Source organism: Thiococcus pfennigii, from assembly GCF_016583835.1.
Classification (GTDB): domain Bacteria; phylum Pseudomonadota; class Gammaproteobacteria; order Chromatiales; family Chromatiaceae; genus Thiococcus; species Thiococcus pfennigii.
Map to the genome: position 1 here is coordinate 13,453 of NZ_NRRW01000008.1, position 15,031 is coordinate 28,483.

A 15,031-nucleotide genomic window follows, 5' to 3' on the forward strand; every position below is an offset into this window, starting at 1 on the left:
TCTAGCGCGTTGGGCGCGCGCCGACCGAGCGGTCCTCGCCGCCCGGTACACGGCCCTAGCCGCGCCCCCGTCACCGAGAGTCGAACCACCGAAAGCCATGCCGCCTCGATACGCCGTCCCCGACAGCCGCCGCCCGATCTCGCGCAATCTCCGTCCGTTGCTGCGGCTGCTCGCCTTCCTCCGACCCTATCTGGGCCGAACCCTGCTGGCGGTGGTGGCGCTGTTCGTCGCCGCCGGCGCGGTGCTGGCGTTCGGCCAGGTGATCCGCACCCTGGTCGACTCGGGCCTCGCCAGCGGCGCCGAGGCGGCCCTCGATCGCGCCCTGCTCGTCTTCCTCGCCGTGGTCGTCGTCATGGCCCTGGCCGTGTTCGCCCGCTCCTACCTGCTGACCTGGATCGGCGAGCGCGTCGTCGCCGACCTGCGCCGCGCCGTCTTCGAGCGGGTGCTGTCGCTCGATGTCGGGTACTTCGAGACGGTGCGCACCGGCGAGATCATCTCGCGCCTGACCGCCGACACGGCGCTGCTCCAGGTCGTCTTCGGCTCGACGCTGGCGATGGCCGCCCGGGCGCTGCTGCTGATCGCCGGCGGCCTCCTGATGCTCGCCGTGACGAGCCCGAAGCTGACCGCGCTGGTGCTGCTCGGCACACCGGCCATCCTGGTGCCGGTCTGGTTGATCGGCCACCGCGTGCGGCACCTGTCGCGGGCCAGCCAGGACCGCCTCGCCGACGTCGGCGCCTATGTCGACGAGGCCCTGCACGGGATCCGCACCGTGCAGGCCTTCTGCCACGAGCCGGTCGATCGGGCGCGCTACGCCGGGCGCGTCGAGGAGGCCTTCACCGCCGCCCGGCGCCGCGCGCTGGCCTCCGCCGCCCTCGGCGGCACCGTGATGCTGCTGACCTTCGCGGCGATCGGCCTGGTCCTCTGGCTCGGCGGCCAGGAGGTCCTGGCCGGCCGGCTGAGCGGCGGCGAGCTCTCGGCCTTCCTCTTCTACTCGCTGCTGGTCGCGAGCTCCGTCGGCGGCCTCAGCGAGGTCGTCGCCGAGCTGCTGCGCGGGGCCGGGGCGAGCGAACGGCTCCTGGAGCTGCTCGCGCAGGAGGCGCAGATCCGACCGCCGCCCGACCCGCAACCGCTGCCGCGGCCGGCGACCGGGCGCATCGAGATGCGCGACCTGGGCTTCGCCTATCCGGCCCACCCCGAGCTCCCCGCGATCGAAGGTCTGAACCTGCGCATCGCCGCCGGCGAGCGGGTCGCGCTGGTCGGCCCGTCCGGGGCCGGCAAGTCGACCCTGTTCCAGCTCCTGCTGCGCTTCTACGACCCCCAGCGCGGGGCGATCCTCTTCGACGGCCTCGACCTGCGCACGGTCGACCCGGCCGAGCTGCGCCGGCGGATCGCGATCGTCCCGCAGGACCCGGTGATCTTCGCCGCCGACGCCTGGGAGAACATCCGCTACGGGCTCGAGGGCGTCGAAGACGCGGCGGTCCGCCGCGCCGCCGACGCCGCCCAGGCGAGCGAGTTCCTCGACCGGCTGCCGCAGGGGTTCGCGACCTTCCTCGGCGAGCGCGGCGTGCGCCTCTCGGGCGGGCAGCGCCAGCGCATCGCGATCGCCCGGGCGATCCTGCGCGACCCGGCCCTGCTGCTGCTCGACGAGGCGACCAGCGCCCTCGATGCCGAGAGCGAGCGCCTGGTGCAGCGGGCGTTGGAGACGCTGATGGAGGGGCGCACGAGCCTCGTCATCGCCCACCGCCTGGCGACCGTGCGCAAGGTCGATCGGATCCTCGTCATCGACCGCGGCCGGCTCGTCGCGAGCGGCCGCCACGCGCAGCTGATGGCCGAGGACGGCCTCTACGCCCGACTCGCGAGGCTCCAGTTCCAGGTCGACCGCGACGAGACCCTCGCCGACGCGACGCCCGGGGTCTGACGGCAACGCCCCCCATCGAGGCGATGTCGCCGGGGCGTAGGTCGGGTTAGCCCCTCGGGGCGTAACCCGACGGCCGGCAACGAGCCCCCGTCGAGGCCGGTGTCGGGTTACGGCGCGCGGCCAGCCTGGTCTTTCGCATCGAAGGCCGTGCGAGCGCGCCTAACCCGACCTACGCGCTCTGCGCCTTTGCGTCTCTGCGCGAGATCTCTTTTTCGGGTGCAAGGGCGTAGGTCGGGTTAGCCCCTCGGGGCTTAACCCGACGGCCGGCAACGAGCCCCCCATCAATGCCGGTGTCGGGTTACGGCGCGCGGCCAGCCTGGTCTTTCGCATCGAAGGCCGTGCGAGCGCGCCTAACCCGACCTGCGCGCTCTGCGCCTTTGCGTCTCTGCGCGAGATCTCTTTTTCGGGTGCAAGGCCGTCGGATTTAGCCCACGGGGAGGCAACGAGGGGCGTGGTCGGGTTAGCCCCTCAGGGCGTAACCCGGCGGCCGGCAACGAGCCCCCATCAAGGCCGGTGTCGGGTTACGGCGCGCGGCCAGCCTGGTCTTTCGCATCGAAGGCCGTGCGAGCGCGCCTAACCCGACCTACGCGCTCTGCGCCTTTGCGTCTCTGCGCGAGATCTCTTTTTCGGGTGCAAGGCCGTCGGATTTAGCCCACGGGGAGGCAACGAGGGGCGTAGGTCGGGTTAGCCCCTCAGGGCGTAACCCGACGGCCGGCAACGAGCCCCCATCAAGGCCGGTGTCGGGTTACGGCTCGCGGCCAGCCTGGTCTTTCGCATCGAAGGCCGTGCGAGCGCGCCTAACCCGACCTACGCGCTCTGCGCCTTTGCGTCTCTGCGCGAGATCTCTTTTTCGGGTGCAAGGGCGTAGGTCGGGTTAGCCCCTCAGGGCGTAACCCGACGGCCGGCAACGAGCCCCCGTCGAGGCCGGTGTCGGGTTACGGCGCGCGGCCAGCCTGGTCTCTCGCATCGAAGGCCGTGCGAGCGCGCCTAACCCGACCTACGCGCTCTGCGCCTTTGCGTCTCTGCGCGAGATCTCTTTTTCGGGTGCAAGGGCGTAGGTCGGGTTAGCCCCTCGGGGCGTAACCCGACGACCGGCAACGAGCCCCCGTCGAGGCCGGTGTCGGGTTACGGCGCGCGACCAGCCTGGTCTTTCGCATCGAAGGCCGTGCGAGCGCGCCTAACCCGACCTGCGCGAGCCCTCTTTTTCGGGTGCGAGGCCGTCGGATTAGCCCACGGGGCGTAACCCGGCGGCCGGCGACGTCAGCGCTTCAGCACGTCGTGGATGTCCTCGAGCTCGGAGATGAGTTGGCGGACGATCTGCTGGCTCTGGGAGGCGTCCTGGCGAGCGCCCTCGCCGGAGAGTTGGAGGCGGGCGCCACCGATCGTGAAGCCCTGTTCGTAGAGGAGGTTGCGGATCTGGCGCACCATCAGGACATCATGGCGCTGGTAGTAGCGGCGGTTGCCCCGCCGCTTGACGGGCTTGAGCTGCTGGAACTCCTGTTCCCAATAGCGCAGCACGTGCGGCTTGACGCCGCACAGCTCGCTGACCTCGCCGATCGTGAAGTAGCGTTTGCCCGGGATCGGCGGGAGGCCGTCGCCGGCCCCTTCCCCTTCCTTACGGCTTGGGTCCGGCATAGGCTTCGACCCGTGATTTCAGCTTCTGTCCCGGGCGGAAGGTGACGACGCGACGTGCGGTGATCGGGATCTCTTCGCCCGTCTTCGGGTTTCGCCCCGGCCGCTCCTTCTTCGCGCGGAGATCGAAGTTGCCGAAGCCCGAGAGCTTGACCTGCTCGCCGCGCTCCAGGGCCGCCCGAATCTCCTCGAAGAACATCTCGACCATGTCCTTGGCCTCGCGTTTATTCAATCCCAGCACCTCGAAGAGGTGCTCGGCCATCTCGGCCTTCGTCAGTGCCATCGCTCAGCTCCTCAACCTTGCACCCAGATCGCCGGCGAGGCGCGCCAGCACGCCCTCCAGGACGCTGTCCACTTCCTGATCCGTAAGTGTCTGAGAAGAAGCTTGTAAAATCAATCCCAAAGCGAGACTTTTGCATCCGGGAGCGATCTTCTCGCCGCGGTAGACATCGAACAGGACCAGCTCGCGGAGCAGCGTACCGGCCGCCTCGGCGATACAGTCACGAACACGTTCATAGGGGATCGCCTCGTCCAGCACCAGGGCGAGGTCGCGGCGGATCACCGGGAATTTCGACAGCGGCCGGAAGACCGGCAGCGCCCCATCGAGCAGCGGCCCGAGGGCCAGCTCGAAGAGGAAGACGTCGCCGGCGATGTCGAGCCGCGCGGCGATGGCCGGGTGCAGCAGCCCGGCGACGCCGACCGGCCGGCCGTCGCGTTCGATGCGCGCGGTCTGACCGGGATGCAGGACCGCGAGCTCGCCCGGGACGAAGCGGAAGACCTGCGGCCGGCCGGTCAGGCGCAGCAGCGCCTCCAGGTCGCCCTTCAGGTCGTAGAAGTCGACGGCCCGACCCGGCTCGCCCCACTGCTCCGGCACGGCGTCACCGAACAGCAGCCCACCGAGGACCGGCTCCTGATGCAGGCCGTCGGCCTCGTTGCGAAAGCGCAGGCCGCTCTCGAAGAGGCGCAGCCGCGGCTGCTGGCGGGCCAGGTTCTGGCGCGCCGCCTGCAACAGGCCCGGCCAGAGGCTGGTGCGCATCGCGGCCATCTCCGCCGACAGCGGATTGGCGAGGACGAGCGGGGTCGCCGCCGGGTCGAGCAGGGCCTGGAGGTCGGGACTGACGAAGCTGTAGGTGATGACCTCGAAATAGCCGCGCTCGACCAGGGCCAGCTTGGCCCGCTCGAGGTCGAAGCCGGTCTCCTCGGGCAGGTGGGCGACGGCGGCGGTGCAGGCGCGTCGCACCGGGATGCGGTCGTAGCCGTAGAGGCGCCCGAGATCGGCGATCAGGTCGACCTCCAGGACCAGGTCGAAGCGACGGCTCGGCGGGCGCACCGACCAGCCCTCGGGCAAGGGCGCGACCTCCATCCCCAGGCGCGCGAGCAGGTCCTCGACGAGGGTGTCCTCGAGGGCGATCCCCAGGACCTCGCCGATCCGCGCCCGGCGCAGCGTCAGCGCTGCGCGCCGCGGCAGCTGGTCGGCGGCGACGCAGTCGACGACCGGGCCGGGCGCCCCGCCGGCGATCGCGAGCAGGAGCTCGGTGGCCCGCTCGAGGGCGCGGACCTGGAGTTCAGGGTCGACGCCGCGCTCGTAGCGGTGCGAGGAGTCGGTATGCAGGCCGTAGCTGCGCGCCTTGCCGGCGATCGCCGTCGGGGCGAAGAAGGCGCTCTCGAAGAGGACATCGCGCGTCGCGGCCGTGACGCCCGAGCCCTCGCCGCCCATGATCCCGGCGAGCGCGAGCGGCCGCTCGGCATCGGCGATCACCAGGCTGTCGCCGCGCAGCGTCAACTCCTCGCCGTTGAGGAGGCTGAGCCGCTCGCCCTCGCGCGCCAGGCGCACGCGGATGCCCTCCTCGATCCGGGCGAGGTCGAAGCCATGCATCGGCTGGCCGAGTTCGAGCATCACATAGTTGGTGATGTCGACGACCGGATGGATGGCCCGCAACCCGCTGCGGCGCAGCCGCTCGCGCAGCCACAGCGGCGTCTCGGCGGCGGGATCGATGCCGCGCACGACGCGGGCGGCGTAGCGCGGACAGGCCTCCGGGGCCTCCAACCGCACCGCGGGGCGCTCGTCGATCGTCGCCGCCACCGGCGTGATCGGCGGCGTGCGCAGCGCCACGCGGTTGATCGCCGCGACCTCCCGGGCGATCCCGGCCAGGCCCAGGCAGTCGCCGCGGTCCGGGGTCAGATCGACCTCGATGCAGCTGTCATCGAGGTTCAGGTAGGTGCGCAGGTCCTCGCCGAGCGGCGCCTGCGCGGGCAGGGCCAGGATGCCGTTCGAGGATTCCGCCAGGCCGAGTTCGGCGGCCGAGCAGATCATCCCGAGGGACTCGACGCCGCGCAGCTTGGCCCTCTTGATCTTGAAGCCCCCGGGCAGGACGGCGCCGACCAGGGCGACCGCCACCCGCATGCCCTGGGCGACATTGGCCGCCCCGCAGACGATCGGGAGCGGCTCGCCCTGCCCCACCGCGACCGTGCAGACACGCAGCTTGTCGGCGTTGGGGTGCGGCTCCAGGGCCAGGACCTCGCCGACGACGACGCCGCTGAAGGCCGGCGCCGCGGGCTCGATCGCGTCGACCTCCAGGCCAGCCATACTGAGTTGATCGGCAAGGGTCTGGGCATCGATCGGCGGATCGACCCACTCGCGCAGCCAGGCCACACTGAATCGCATCGTCTAATCCAACTCGCTGAAAGGGTACCGCTCGCAGGCCGCACCGGGCGGGTGCGCGAGACGGCGGAAACGGATCGCCCGTGTCGGGCAGGAGGCCCCCATCTTCAGTCCCGCTGAGCGACCGAAAAGGAAGCGAAGCGGCCATCGCATCGTCGCTTCGCGCCTTGAAAGATTGCCCGGATGGCAACCCTTCGAGGTCCCCGCTAGGCGAACTGCCGCAAGAAACGCAGGTCGTTCTCGAAATACAGCCGGATGTCGTCGATCCCGTAGCGCAGCATCGCGAGGCGCTCGACGCCCATGCCGAAGGCATAGCCGAGCCAGCGTTCGGAATCGATGCCGACCTGGCGGAAGACCTCCGGATGGACGGAGCCGCAGCCGAGGACCTCGAGCCAGCCGGTCTGCTTGCAGACCCGGCAGCCGGAGCCGCCGCAGATGACGCACTGGATGTCGACCTCCGCCGAGGGCTCGGTGAAGGGGAAGTACGATGGGCGAAAACGCAGGTCGAGATCGCGCTCGAAGAACCGGGTCAGGAAGTCGTAGAGCACGCCCTTGAGGTCGGCGAAGCTCACCCCCTCGTCGACCAGGAGCCCCTCGACCTGATGGAACATCGGTGTGTGGGTCAGGTCCGAGTCGCAGCGATAGACCCGCCCTGGGGCGATGACCTTGATCGGCGGCGCCTGCGTCTCCATCACGCGGATCTGTACCGGCGAGGTATGGGTACGCAGCAGCCGATGGGCGTCGAAGTAGAAGGTGTCGTGCATCGCCCGCGCCGGGTGATGCTCGGGGATGTTGAGGGCGGCGAAGTTGTGGTAGTCGTCCTCGACCTCTGGCCCCTCGGCGCTCGTGAAGCCGGCGTTCGCGAACAGCCGTTCGATGCGCTGCATCGTGCGCGTGATCGGGTGCAGGCCGCCGGGGGTCTGTCCGCGACCCGGCAGGGTCGGGTCGATACGCGCCGCGGCGAGCCGCGCGGCCAGCGCCGCCGCCTCGAGGCCCACCCGACGCTCGTCGAGGGCCGCCTGGACGGCCTGCTTGGCCCGGTTGATGGCCTGCCCGGCCTGCGGTCGCGCCTCCGGAGACAGCCGGCCCAGCCCCTTCAGCAGGGCCGTGAGGCGGCCGTTCTTGCCGAGATAGCGCACCCGCGCCTGATCGAGGGCGGCCAGGTCGGCGGCCGCCGCGATCTCGGCGCACGCCTCCTCGCACAGGGGCTCGATTGCGATGTCTTCTTCCGCCATGCTCGTCGGTATCCAGCTGTGAGGGCCGCCCCGGGGCACGGCCTCGCGCACGACGGGCTCGTGCGCACTCCGCGGGCCGAGCGGGGATCGCCCGCGAGCGGGCGCCTAGGGGGCGGTGATGACGCAGAGAGGGAAAGACCGCTTCGCCGCCTTTCCCCCTCTCGACGGCACCGGGGGGTGGCCCCGCGCCGATCTCAGGCCGCGGCGAGGGCCGCCTTGGCCTGCGCGGCGATGGCGGCGAAGCCGACCTGGTCGTGATAGGCGATGTCGGCCAGGACCTTGCGATCGACCTCGACACCGGCCTTCTTCAGGCCCTCGATCAGGCGGCTGTAAGACAGGCCATTGTCGCGGGCCGCGGCATTGATGCGCACGATCCACAGGGCACGAAACTGCCGCTTCTTCTGGCGGCGGTCGCGATAGGCGTATTGGCCGGCCTTGATGACGGCCTGCTTGGCGACCCGGTAGACCTTGCTACGGGCGCCGTAATAGCCCTTCGCCTCGTTGAGGACCTTCTTGTGGCGGGCACGTGCGGTGACACCGCGCTTTACTCTCGGCATGGCAGTACTCCGGTCTCTTGCTCGGTCGAGGTCAGCAGTAAGGCAGCATCCGTATCGCCGCCTTCACGTCCGACGGGTGAAGCTGAGCCGGGGCACGCAGCTGACGTTTGCGCTTGGTGCTCTTCTTCGTGAGGATGTGCCGCCGATGCGAGGCGGCCCGTTTGAAACCGCCGGCGGTGCGGGTGAAACGCTTGGCCGCGCCGCGGTTGCTCTTGAGCTTGGGCATTCATGACTCCGCTATTGCAAATTATCGTGGCGGCACCCGCGGCCGTCACTTCTTCTTGGGGCCCAGCACCATGACCATCTGCCGCCCCTCCATCAGGGGCTGCTGTTCGACGATGCTGACCTCGGCCAGGTCCTGCTCGATGCGCCGCAGCAGCTCGAGGCCCAACTCGCGATGGGCGTGCTCGCGACCGCGAAAGCGCATGGTCACCTTGGCCTTGTCCCCGTCGTTGAGGAAACGCATCAGGTTGCGCAGCTTGACCTGATAGTCTCCCTCGTCCGTCCCGGGACGGAACTTCATCTCCTTGATCTGAATCTGCTTCTGCTTCTTCCTGGCCTCGGACTTCTTCTTTTTCTGATCGAAGAGAAACTTGCCGAAGTCCATGATGCGGCAGACGGGTGGTTCCGAGGTCGGGACGATCTCGACGAGATCGAGGCCTTCCTGTTCCGCCTGCTCGATGGCGTCACGGATCTTGACGATCCCGATCTGGTTGCCGTCGGCGCCGATCAGGCGCACTTCCGGGACATTGATCTCTTTGTTGACGCGGTTTCTCTTTGGTGCAGCGATCGCCGATTCCTCCAGAAGACAAGACAATACCGCCGCAGCGGGCCGAACTTCCCCAAGACGGCCCGCGCCGCGACGCGATCAGTGACGTCGACTCGCGACCTCGTCGCCCAACCGGGCGATCAAGGCATCGAGGTCGAGCACCCCGAGGTCCCGACCCTGGCGGTCACGAACGGCGAGGGTGCGTTGCTCGACCTCGCGATCCCCGGCCACGAGCAGATAGGGGACCTTCTGCAGGGTGTGCTCGCGGATTTTATAGCCGATCTTCTCGTTTCTCAAGTCGGCCTCGACACGGAAGCCCTTTCGGCGCAACGCGTTAACGACCTCGCCGACATACGACGCCTGGCGGTCGGTGATATTGAGGACGACGGCCTGCACCGGCGCCAACCACAGCGGCAGGGCGCCGGCGTAGTGCTCGATCAGGATGCCGATGAAGCGTTCCATCGAGCCGAGGACGGCACGATGGATCATGACCGGCACCTGGCGGCTGTTGTCCTCGGCGATGTAGTGCGCGCCGAGCCGCCCGGGCATCGAGAAATCGACCTGGATCGTACCGCATTGCCAGTGGCGGCCGATGCTGTCGCGCAGCGTGAACTCGATCTTGGGGCCGTAGAAGGCGCCCTCGCCCGGCTTGACGATGAAGTCCAAGCCCTTGCTGCGCAGCGACCGATCGAGGGCCGCCTCGCCCTTGTCCCAGAGGGCATCGCTGCCGACGCGCCGCTCCGGGCGGGTCGAGAGGGCGAGTTCGATCTCCTCGAAGCCGAAGTCGCGATAGGTCTCGAAGACCATGTCGATCAGGGTCGCCACCTCGGCCTGGAGCTGCCCCTCGGTGCAGAAGACGTGGGCATCGTCCTGCGTGAAGCGGCGCGCGCGCATCAGGCCGTGCAACGTGCCGGAGGGCTCGTTGCGGTGGACGACGCCGAACTCGGCGAGTCGCAGCGGCAGGTCGCGGTAGCTCTTGAGGCCCTGATTGTAGAGCTGGATGTGGCCCGGGCAGTTCATCGGCTTGATCGCGTAGTCGCGCTCGTCGACCTGGGTCGTGAACATGTCCGCCGCGAACTTCTCCCAGTGCCCCGAGCGCTCCCACAGCGAGCGATCGAGGACCTGCGGGGTCTCGATCTCCTCGTAGCCGTACTCGCCGAGCCGCTCGCGCATGTAGCCTTCGACCAGGCGATAGAGGGTGCGCCCGCGTCCATGCCAGAAGGCCATGCCTGGGGCCTCGTCCTGGAAGTGGAACAGGTCGAGCGCCTTGCCGAGCTTGCGGTGGTCGCGCCGCTCGGCCTCCTCGAGGCGGTGCAGGTAGGCCGCGAGCTCCTTCTTGTCGCGCCAAGCGGTCCCATAGATGCGCTGCAACATGGGGTTGCGCGAGTCGCCGCGCCAGTAGGCGCCGGCCACCTTCATCAGCTTGAAGGCGTTGCCGAGACGCCCGGTGCTCGGCAGGTGCGGCCCGCGGCAGACGTCGAGCCAATCGCCCTGACGATAGATGGAGACCGGCTCGCCGGGCGGGATGATCTCCTCGATGATCTCGACCTTGTAGTGCTCGCCCATGCCGGCGAACAGGGCCTTGGCCTCCTCGCGGTCGAGGACCTCGCGCACGATCGGCAGGTCGCGCGCGACGATCTCGCGCATCCGCGCCTCGATCGCGACCAGGTCATCGGGGGTGAAGGGCTCGGCGCGGGCGAAGTCGTAGTAGAAGCCGTCCTCGATCGCCGGGCCGATCGTCACCTGGGTGCCCGGATAGAGCTCTTGAACGGCCTGGGCCATCACATGCGCGGCATCGTGGCGCAGCAGTTCGAGGGCCTCGGCCTCGTCCTTGTTCGTGACGATCGCGACCGAGGCGTCCTCGTCGACGACGTGGGCGGTATCGACGAGCCGACCGTCGACGCGCCCGGCGAGGGCGGCCTTGGCCAGCCCGGGGCCGATCGACGCGGCGATGTCCTGGATCGAGAGGGGAGCCGGGAAGTGGCGCTGGGAACCGTCCGGGAGGGTGATCTGCGGCATGGCGGGGCTCGGGCGTCAGTGGTGATCGATACGAGGGATCACATGATCGAAAAGGAGAGGCCGGCGGTCGTGACGATTGCCCCGACGACCGCCGGAACGGCCGCGAGGGACCCGGATCGCCACGGACCGCCGGCCCGGCATTTGGTAGGCGCGATTGGACTCGAACCAACGACCCCCACCATGTCAAGGTGGTGCTCTAACCAACTGAGCTACGCGCCTGTCGCTCAAGAGCTGGCAACTATACAAGGGCGCGTCGTCGCGTGCAAGCCCCTCGGACAGGGTTCCGCTCAGTCGCTATAATCAGACCCCCACGAGCCGCCTGCCCCACACGGGACCTCGCCGCCAACCGGGAGCGATCCGCGCCATGACACCAGGACCGACCGCCAGCCCCCCGCCGATCCAGAAGGGAGACTTCATCCAGAGCATCGCCGAGGCCCTCCAGTACATCTCCTACTACCATCCGCCGGACTACCTGCGCGCGCTGACCGAGGCCTACGCTCGCGAAGCGTCGCCGGCCGCCCGCGACGCGATGGCCCAGATCCTCGTCAACTCGCGGATGTGCGCCGAGGGTCACCGGCCGATCTGCCAGGATACCGGCATGGTCGTGGCCTTCGTCGAGGTCGGCATGGACGTCCGCTGGGAGACCGACCTGAGCCTCCAGGCGATGGTCGACGCCGGCGTGCGACGCGCCTACACGGACCCGGACAATGTCCTGCGCGCATCGATGGTCGCCCCGCCGCTCGGCGCCCGCAAGAACACGGGCGACAACACGCCGGCCGTCGTGCACCAGACGCTGGTGCCCGGCAACCGCGTCCGGGTGCGCCTGGCGGCCAAGGGCGGCGGCTCGGAGAACAAGGCGCGCTTCGCGGTCCTGAACCCGAGCGACAGCCTGGTCGACTGGGTGCTGCGCACCGTCCCGACGCTCGGCGCCGGCTGGTGCCCGCCGGGGATGCTCGGGATCGGCATCGGCGGCTCGGCGGAGAAGGCCATGCTGCTCGCCAAGGAGGCGCTGATGGAGCACATCGACATCCACGAACTCCAGGCCCGCGGCGCCCGCGACCCGCTCGAGGCCCTGCGCCTGGAGCTCTACGAGAAGGTCAACGCCCTCGGCATCGGCGCCCAGGGCCTCGGCGGCCTGACGACGGTCCTCGATGTCAAGATCCGCGACTTCCCGACCCATGCCGCGTCCCTGCCGGTCGCGCTGATCCCCAATTGCGCGGCGACCCGCCACCTGGAATTCACGCTCGACGGCCACGGCCCGGCCGAATTGACGCCGCCGGCGCTGGCCGACTGGCCCGAGGTCGCCTGGGAGGCCGGCGCCGGGGCGCGGCGCGTCGACCTCGATCGGGTCACCCGAGAAGAGATCGCCCACTGGCGGCCGGGCGAGCGACTGCTGCTCTCCGGACACCTGCTGACCGGGCGCGACGCGGCGCACAAGCGGCTCGTCGATCTGCTCGAGCGCGGCGAGGCGCTGCCCGACGGGGTCGACCTGCGCGGGCGCTTCATCTACTACGTCGGCCCGGTCGACCCCGTCCGCGACGAGGTCGTCGGCCCGGCCGGCCCGACGACGGCGACGCGGATGGACAAGTTCACCGATACCGTCCTCGCCCGCACCGGCCTCCTCGGCATGATCGGCAAGGCCGAACGCGGCCCGGCGGCGATCGAGGCGATCCAACGCCACGGCGCCGTGTACCTGGTCGCCGTCGGCGGGGCCGCCTATCTGGTCTCCAAGGCGATCCGCTCGTCGCGGCCAATCGCCTTCGCCGACCTCGGGATGGAGGCGATCCGCGAGTTCGAGGTCCGCGACATGCCCGTCACGGTCGCCGTCGATACCCGCGGCGAGTCGATCCACACGAGCGGCCCAGCCGAGTGGCGCCAGCGCATCGGCAAGATCCCGGTCGTCGTCACATGAGCCCACCAACGTCCAGTCAGGAGGCCCGTTCATGACCACCTATCCCGCGCTGCGCATCCACAACGACGAGCAGGGCTACCGCGCCCGGATCGAGTCCCTGCCGCTGCCCGAGCCACAGGCCGGCGAGGTCCTGATCCAGGTCGACTACTCGGGGATCAACTACAAGGACGCGCTCGCCGGCACCGGTCGCGGCAAGATCCTGCGCCGGTTTCCGCTGACCGGCGGCGTCGATGCGGCCGGGACCGTCGTGCGCAGCCGCGACACCGGCCTTCGCGAGGGCGACACCGTCATCGCCGGTGGCTTCGGCCTGAGCTTCGACCACGATGGCGGCTACGCCCGCTACCTCTGCGCACCGGCCGACTGGCTGGTGCCGATGCCGCTCGGCCTGGACGCACGCCGTGCGATGATCCTCGGCACCGCCGGCTTCACGGCGGCCCTCGCGCTGCATCGCATGCAGGTCAACGGCCAGCACCCGGGGCTCGGCCCGCTGCTCGTCACCGGCGCGAGCGGTGGCGTCGGCTCGATTGCGATCGATCTCGCGAGCCAGCAGGGCTACGAGGTCACCGCCGTCTCCGGCAAGGCGGCACTCGCAGACTGGCTCCGGGGGCTGGGGGCAACGCAAGTGCTAGGGCGTGAGGAGTTGCCCGGCGGCGACCGACCACTGGAAACGGCAATTTGGGGCGGCGCCATCGACAACGTCGGCGGCGCGATGCTCGCGCGCATCACCCGCACCGTCGTCCCCTCGGGCAGCATCGCCGCCATCGGGCTCGCCGGCGGGGCCGAACTCGTGACAACCGTGATGCCCTTCATCCTGCGCGGCGTGAGCCTGCTCGGGATCAACTCGGTCGACGTGCCGGGGGCGCTGCGGCGCGAGATCTGGCAACACCTGGCGAGCGACTGGCAGCCGCGCCATCTCGATGAGATCCTGACCGAGACCCTCTCGCTCGCCGACCTGCCCGATGCCTTCGAGCGTCTGCTCGCCGGTCGAATCCATGGGCGGACCCTGGTCGCCCTGAACGACTGACGGCGCCGTTGGCCTCCGGACGTCAGCTCGCGTCGGACCAGTCGCTCCGCCACGGCGACCCTCGCGTAGAACCGGTTGGCGCGCGCCACAACGCGACAGGCGGCGACGCGATACCCGGCTCGCTCAGCGCAACCCGACATCGGTGGTCGAGTCGTACCGCGTTTCCGGGAATCGTTCCTGAGGAACGGTGCAGAAACGATCGAAGCACGCGCCGGCAAGACAAGAAATGACGAAATGCACCGACGGTCGCGAAAGACAGCGGACCATCCGGCGCAGATTCGGCCTCTTCGCGTGTTTCGCAGTTCCAAGAAGATCGACCCGTCGTCCCTGAATCGTCGCCTACACCCGGGGCGTCCGAGGTCGGGTTGGCGGATGGCGGGATGCGCGGCACTTTCCGACAACGGCGGGATGCGCTGCGCTTTCTAACGACGGCGGGATGCGCTGCGCTTTCCCGCCCTACGTTGCGGGCGGGTCGGCGGTCGATAGGTCCACGGGGTCGCCCGGCCCGAGGCCGAGGACCCGGGCCGCCGACCCCTGATTGACGGCCAGTTCGATCAGGCCGAATGCATTGACGTACCAGAACCCCTCGCCGGGCGGCACCTCGCAGAAGGTCCGCGCCCGGGCGAGCAGCCGCCCGCCGGCGCGGATCCGCGCACCCGACGCGACGGCCTCGGCACGCAGCCCGGTCATCAGGTTGCCGTAGTGGTCGCAGTAGATGATCGCCGAGCGCTCGTCGGGCCAGTCCGCACCGACCAGCGCGTCGGGCGCGCGCGCGACGGCCCCGAGCGCCTCCCCGCGCAACGCCCGCACCGCGAGCGGCACGAAGAGGTCGCGCCCGTGGAAGCTCGCCGACATCCGCGGCGGGCGCCAATCGAGTCGCCAGACCGCGCCCCCGGTCGCCCGACGGGCGACGAGCGCGAGCAGGCCATTGTCCGGACCCATCAGCCAGTGGCCGCCGGCCCGCACCAGCAGTACCTCGCGCGGCCCGCCGACCCCAGGGTCGACGATGCACAGATGCAGGCACGCCGGCGGCAGGTCGCGGAGCAGGGCCGGAAGCAGATAGGCCGCGAGGTCGGGGCGAAACGCGGGCAGGTCGTGGATCAGGTCGACGACCGGGCAGTCGGGCACCTCGGCGCCGAGCAGCAGCCGCAGTTGGCCGACATAGGGACCGACGCCGAAATCGGTCAGCAGCGCGATCCGCGCGACTCGCCCGGCCAGCATCAGGGGCACCCCACCCGAGGGCCGGGACGGACGCCGAAAACGAAGAGACCGGGCCGAGGCCCGGTCTCGCGCGTCACCGCCG

The 15,031-nt window shown here is 69.9% G+C and carries 12 protein-coding genes and 1 tRNA gene; 3 read left to right on the top strand and 10 right to left on the bottom strand.

Annotated elements, in window-relative coordinates:
• Positions 1–97: 97 nt before the first annotated feature.
• The gene (locus CKO41_RS04140) at positions 98–1,918 is read left to right on the top strand and encodes an ABC transporter transmembrane domain-containing protein (protein WP_200381357.1); all 1,821 of its coding nucleotides are present in this window, start codon (positions 98–100) and stop codon (positions 1,916–1,918) included.
• Between the two features lie 1,260 nt (positions 1,919–3,178).
• On the opposite strand, the gene CKO41_RS04145 is transcribed toward CKO41_RS04140, so the two are convergent.
• From CKO41_RS04145 to CKO41_RS04185, 9 genes are all read right to left on the bottom strand, one after another.
• Positions 3,179–3,553: a MerR family transcriptional regulator gene (locus tag CKO41_RS04145; protein ID WP_200249782.1), complete on the bottom strand. Its 375-nt coding sequence runs from the start codon at positions 3,551–3,553 to the stop codon at positions 3,179–3,181.
• The gene (gene ihfA / locus CKO41_RS04150; RefSeq protein WP_015281660.1) at positions 3,534–3,833 is read right to left on the bottom strand and encodes an integration host factor subunit alpha; all 300 of its coding nucleotides are present in this window, start codon (positions 3,831–3,833) and stop codon (positions 3,534–3,536) included. The genes CKO41_RS04145 and ihfA overlap by 20 nt, the downstream gene beginning before the upstream one ends.
• A gap of 3 nt (positions 3,834–3,836) precedes the next feature.
• Positions 3,837–6,215, bottom strand: coding sequence for a phenylalanine--tRNA ligase subunit beta (gene pheT / locus CKO41_RS04155; RefSeq protein ID WP_200381358.1), 2,379 nt, complete (start codon positions 6,213–6,215; stop codon positions 3,837–3,839).
• Between the two features lie 203 nt (positions 6,216–6,418).
• Positions 6,419–7,447 carry a phenylalanine--tRNA ligase subunit alpha gene (gene pheS, locus CKO41_RS04160; RefSeq protein WP_200249779.1) on the bottom strand — a complete coding sequence of 343 codons (1,029 nt, stop codon included), beginning with the start codon at positions 7,445–7,447 and terminating at the stop codon, positions 6,419–6,421.
• 194 nt (positions 7,448–7,641) lie between these two features.
• Entirely contained in the window at positions 7,642–8,004 is a 363-nt protein-coding gene (gene rplT / locus CKO41_RS04165; RefSeq protein ID WP_200249777.1) for a 50S ribosomal protein L20, read from the bottom strand.
• A gap of 31 nt (positions 8,005–8,035) precedes the next feature.
• On the bottom strand, positions 8,036–8,230 hold the full coding sequence (gene rpmI, locus CKO41_RS04170) for a 50S ribosomal protein L35 (protein WP_200249775.1): 195 nt from the start codon (positions 8,228–8,230) through the stop codon (positions 8,036–8,038).
• A gap of 45 nt (positions 8,231–8,275) precedes the next feature.
• Positions 8,276–8,821, bottom strand: a complete 546-nt coding sequence (gene infC / locus CKO41_RS04175; protein ID WP_476718487.1) for a translation initiation factor IF-3 — start codon at positions 8,819–8,821, stop codon at positions 8,276–8,278.
• 51 nt (positions 8,822–8,872) lie between these two features.
• On the bottom strand, positions 8,873–10,792 hold the full coding sequence (gene thrS / locus CKO41_RS04180) for a threonine--tRNA ligase (RefSeq protein WP_200249774.1): 1,920 nt from the start codon (positions 10,790–10,792) through the stop codon (positions 8,873–8,875).
• 142 nt (positions 10,793–10,934) lie between these two features.
• Positions 10,935–11,011: transfer RNA gene (locus tag CKO41_RS04185), tRNA-Val, on the bottom strand.
• A gap of 145 nt (positions 11,012–11,156) precedes the next feature.
• On the opposite strand from CKO41_RS04185, the gene CKO41_RS04190 reads away from it, so the two are divergent.
• Positions 11,157–12,704, top strand: coding sequence for a fumarate hydratase (locus tag CKO41_RS04190; RefSeq protein ID WP_200381359.1), 1,548 nt, complete (start codon positions 11,157–11,159; stop codon positions 12,702–12,704).
• A gap of 31 nt (positions 12,705–12,735) precedes the next feature.
• Positions 12,736–13,728, top strand: a complete 993-nt coding sequence (locus CKO41_RS04195; RefSeq protein ID WP_200249771.1) for an acrylyl-CoA reductase family protein — start codon at positions 12,736–12,738, stop codon at positions 13,726–13,728.
• A gap of 456 nt (positions 13,729–14,184) precedes the next feature.
• On the opposite strand, the gene CKO41_RS04200 is transcribed toward CKO41_RS04195, so the two are convergent.
• Positions 14,185–14,949: an SAM hydrolase/SAM-dependent halogenase family protein gene (locus CKO41_RS04200; RefSeq protein ID WP_200249770.1), complete on the bottom strand. Its 765-nt coding sequence runs from the start codon at positions 14,947–14,949 to the stop codon at positions 14,185–14,187.
• Positions 14,950–15,031 lie beyond the last annotated feature (82 nt).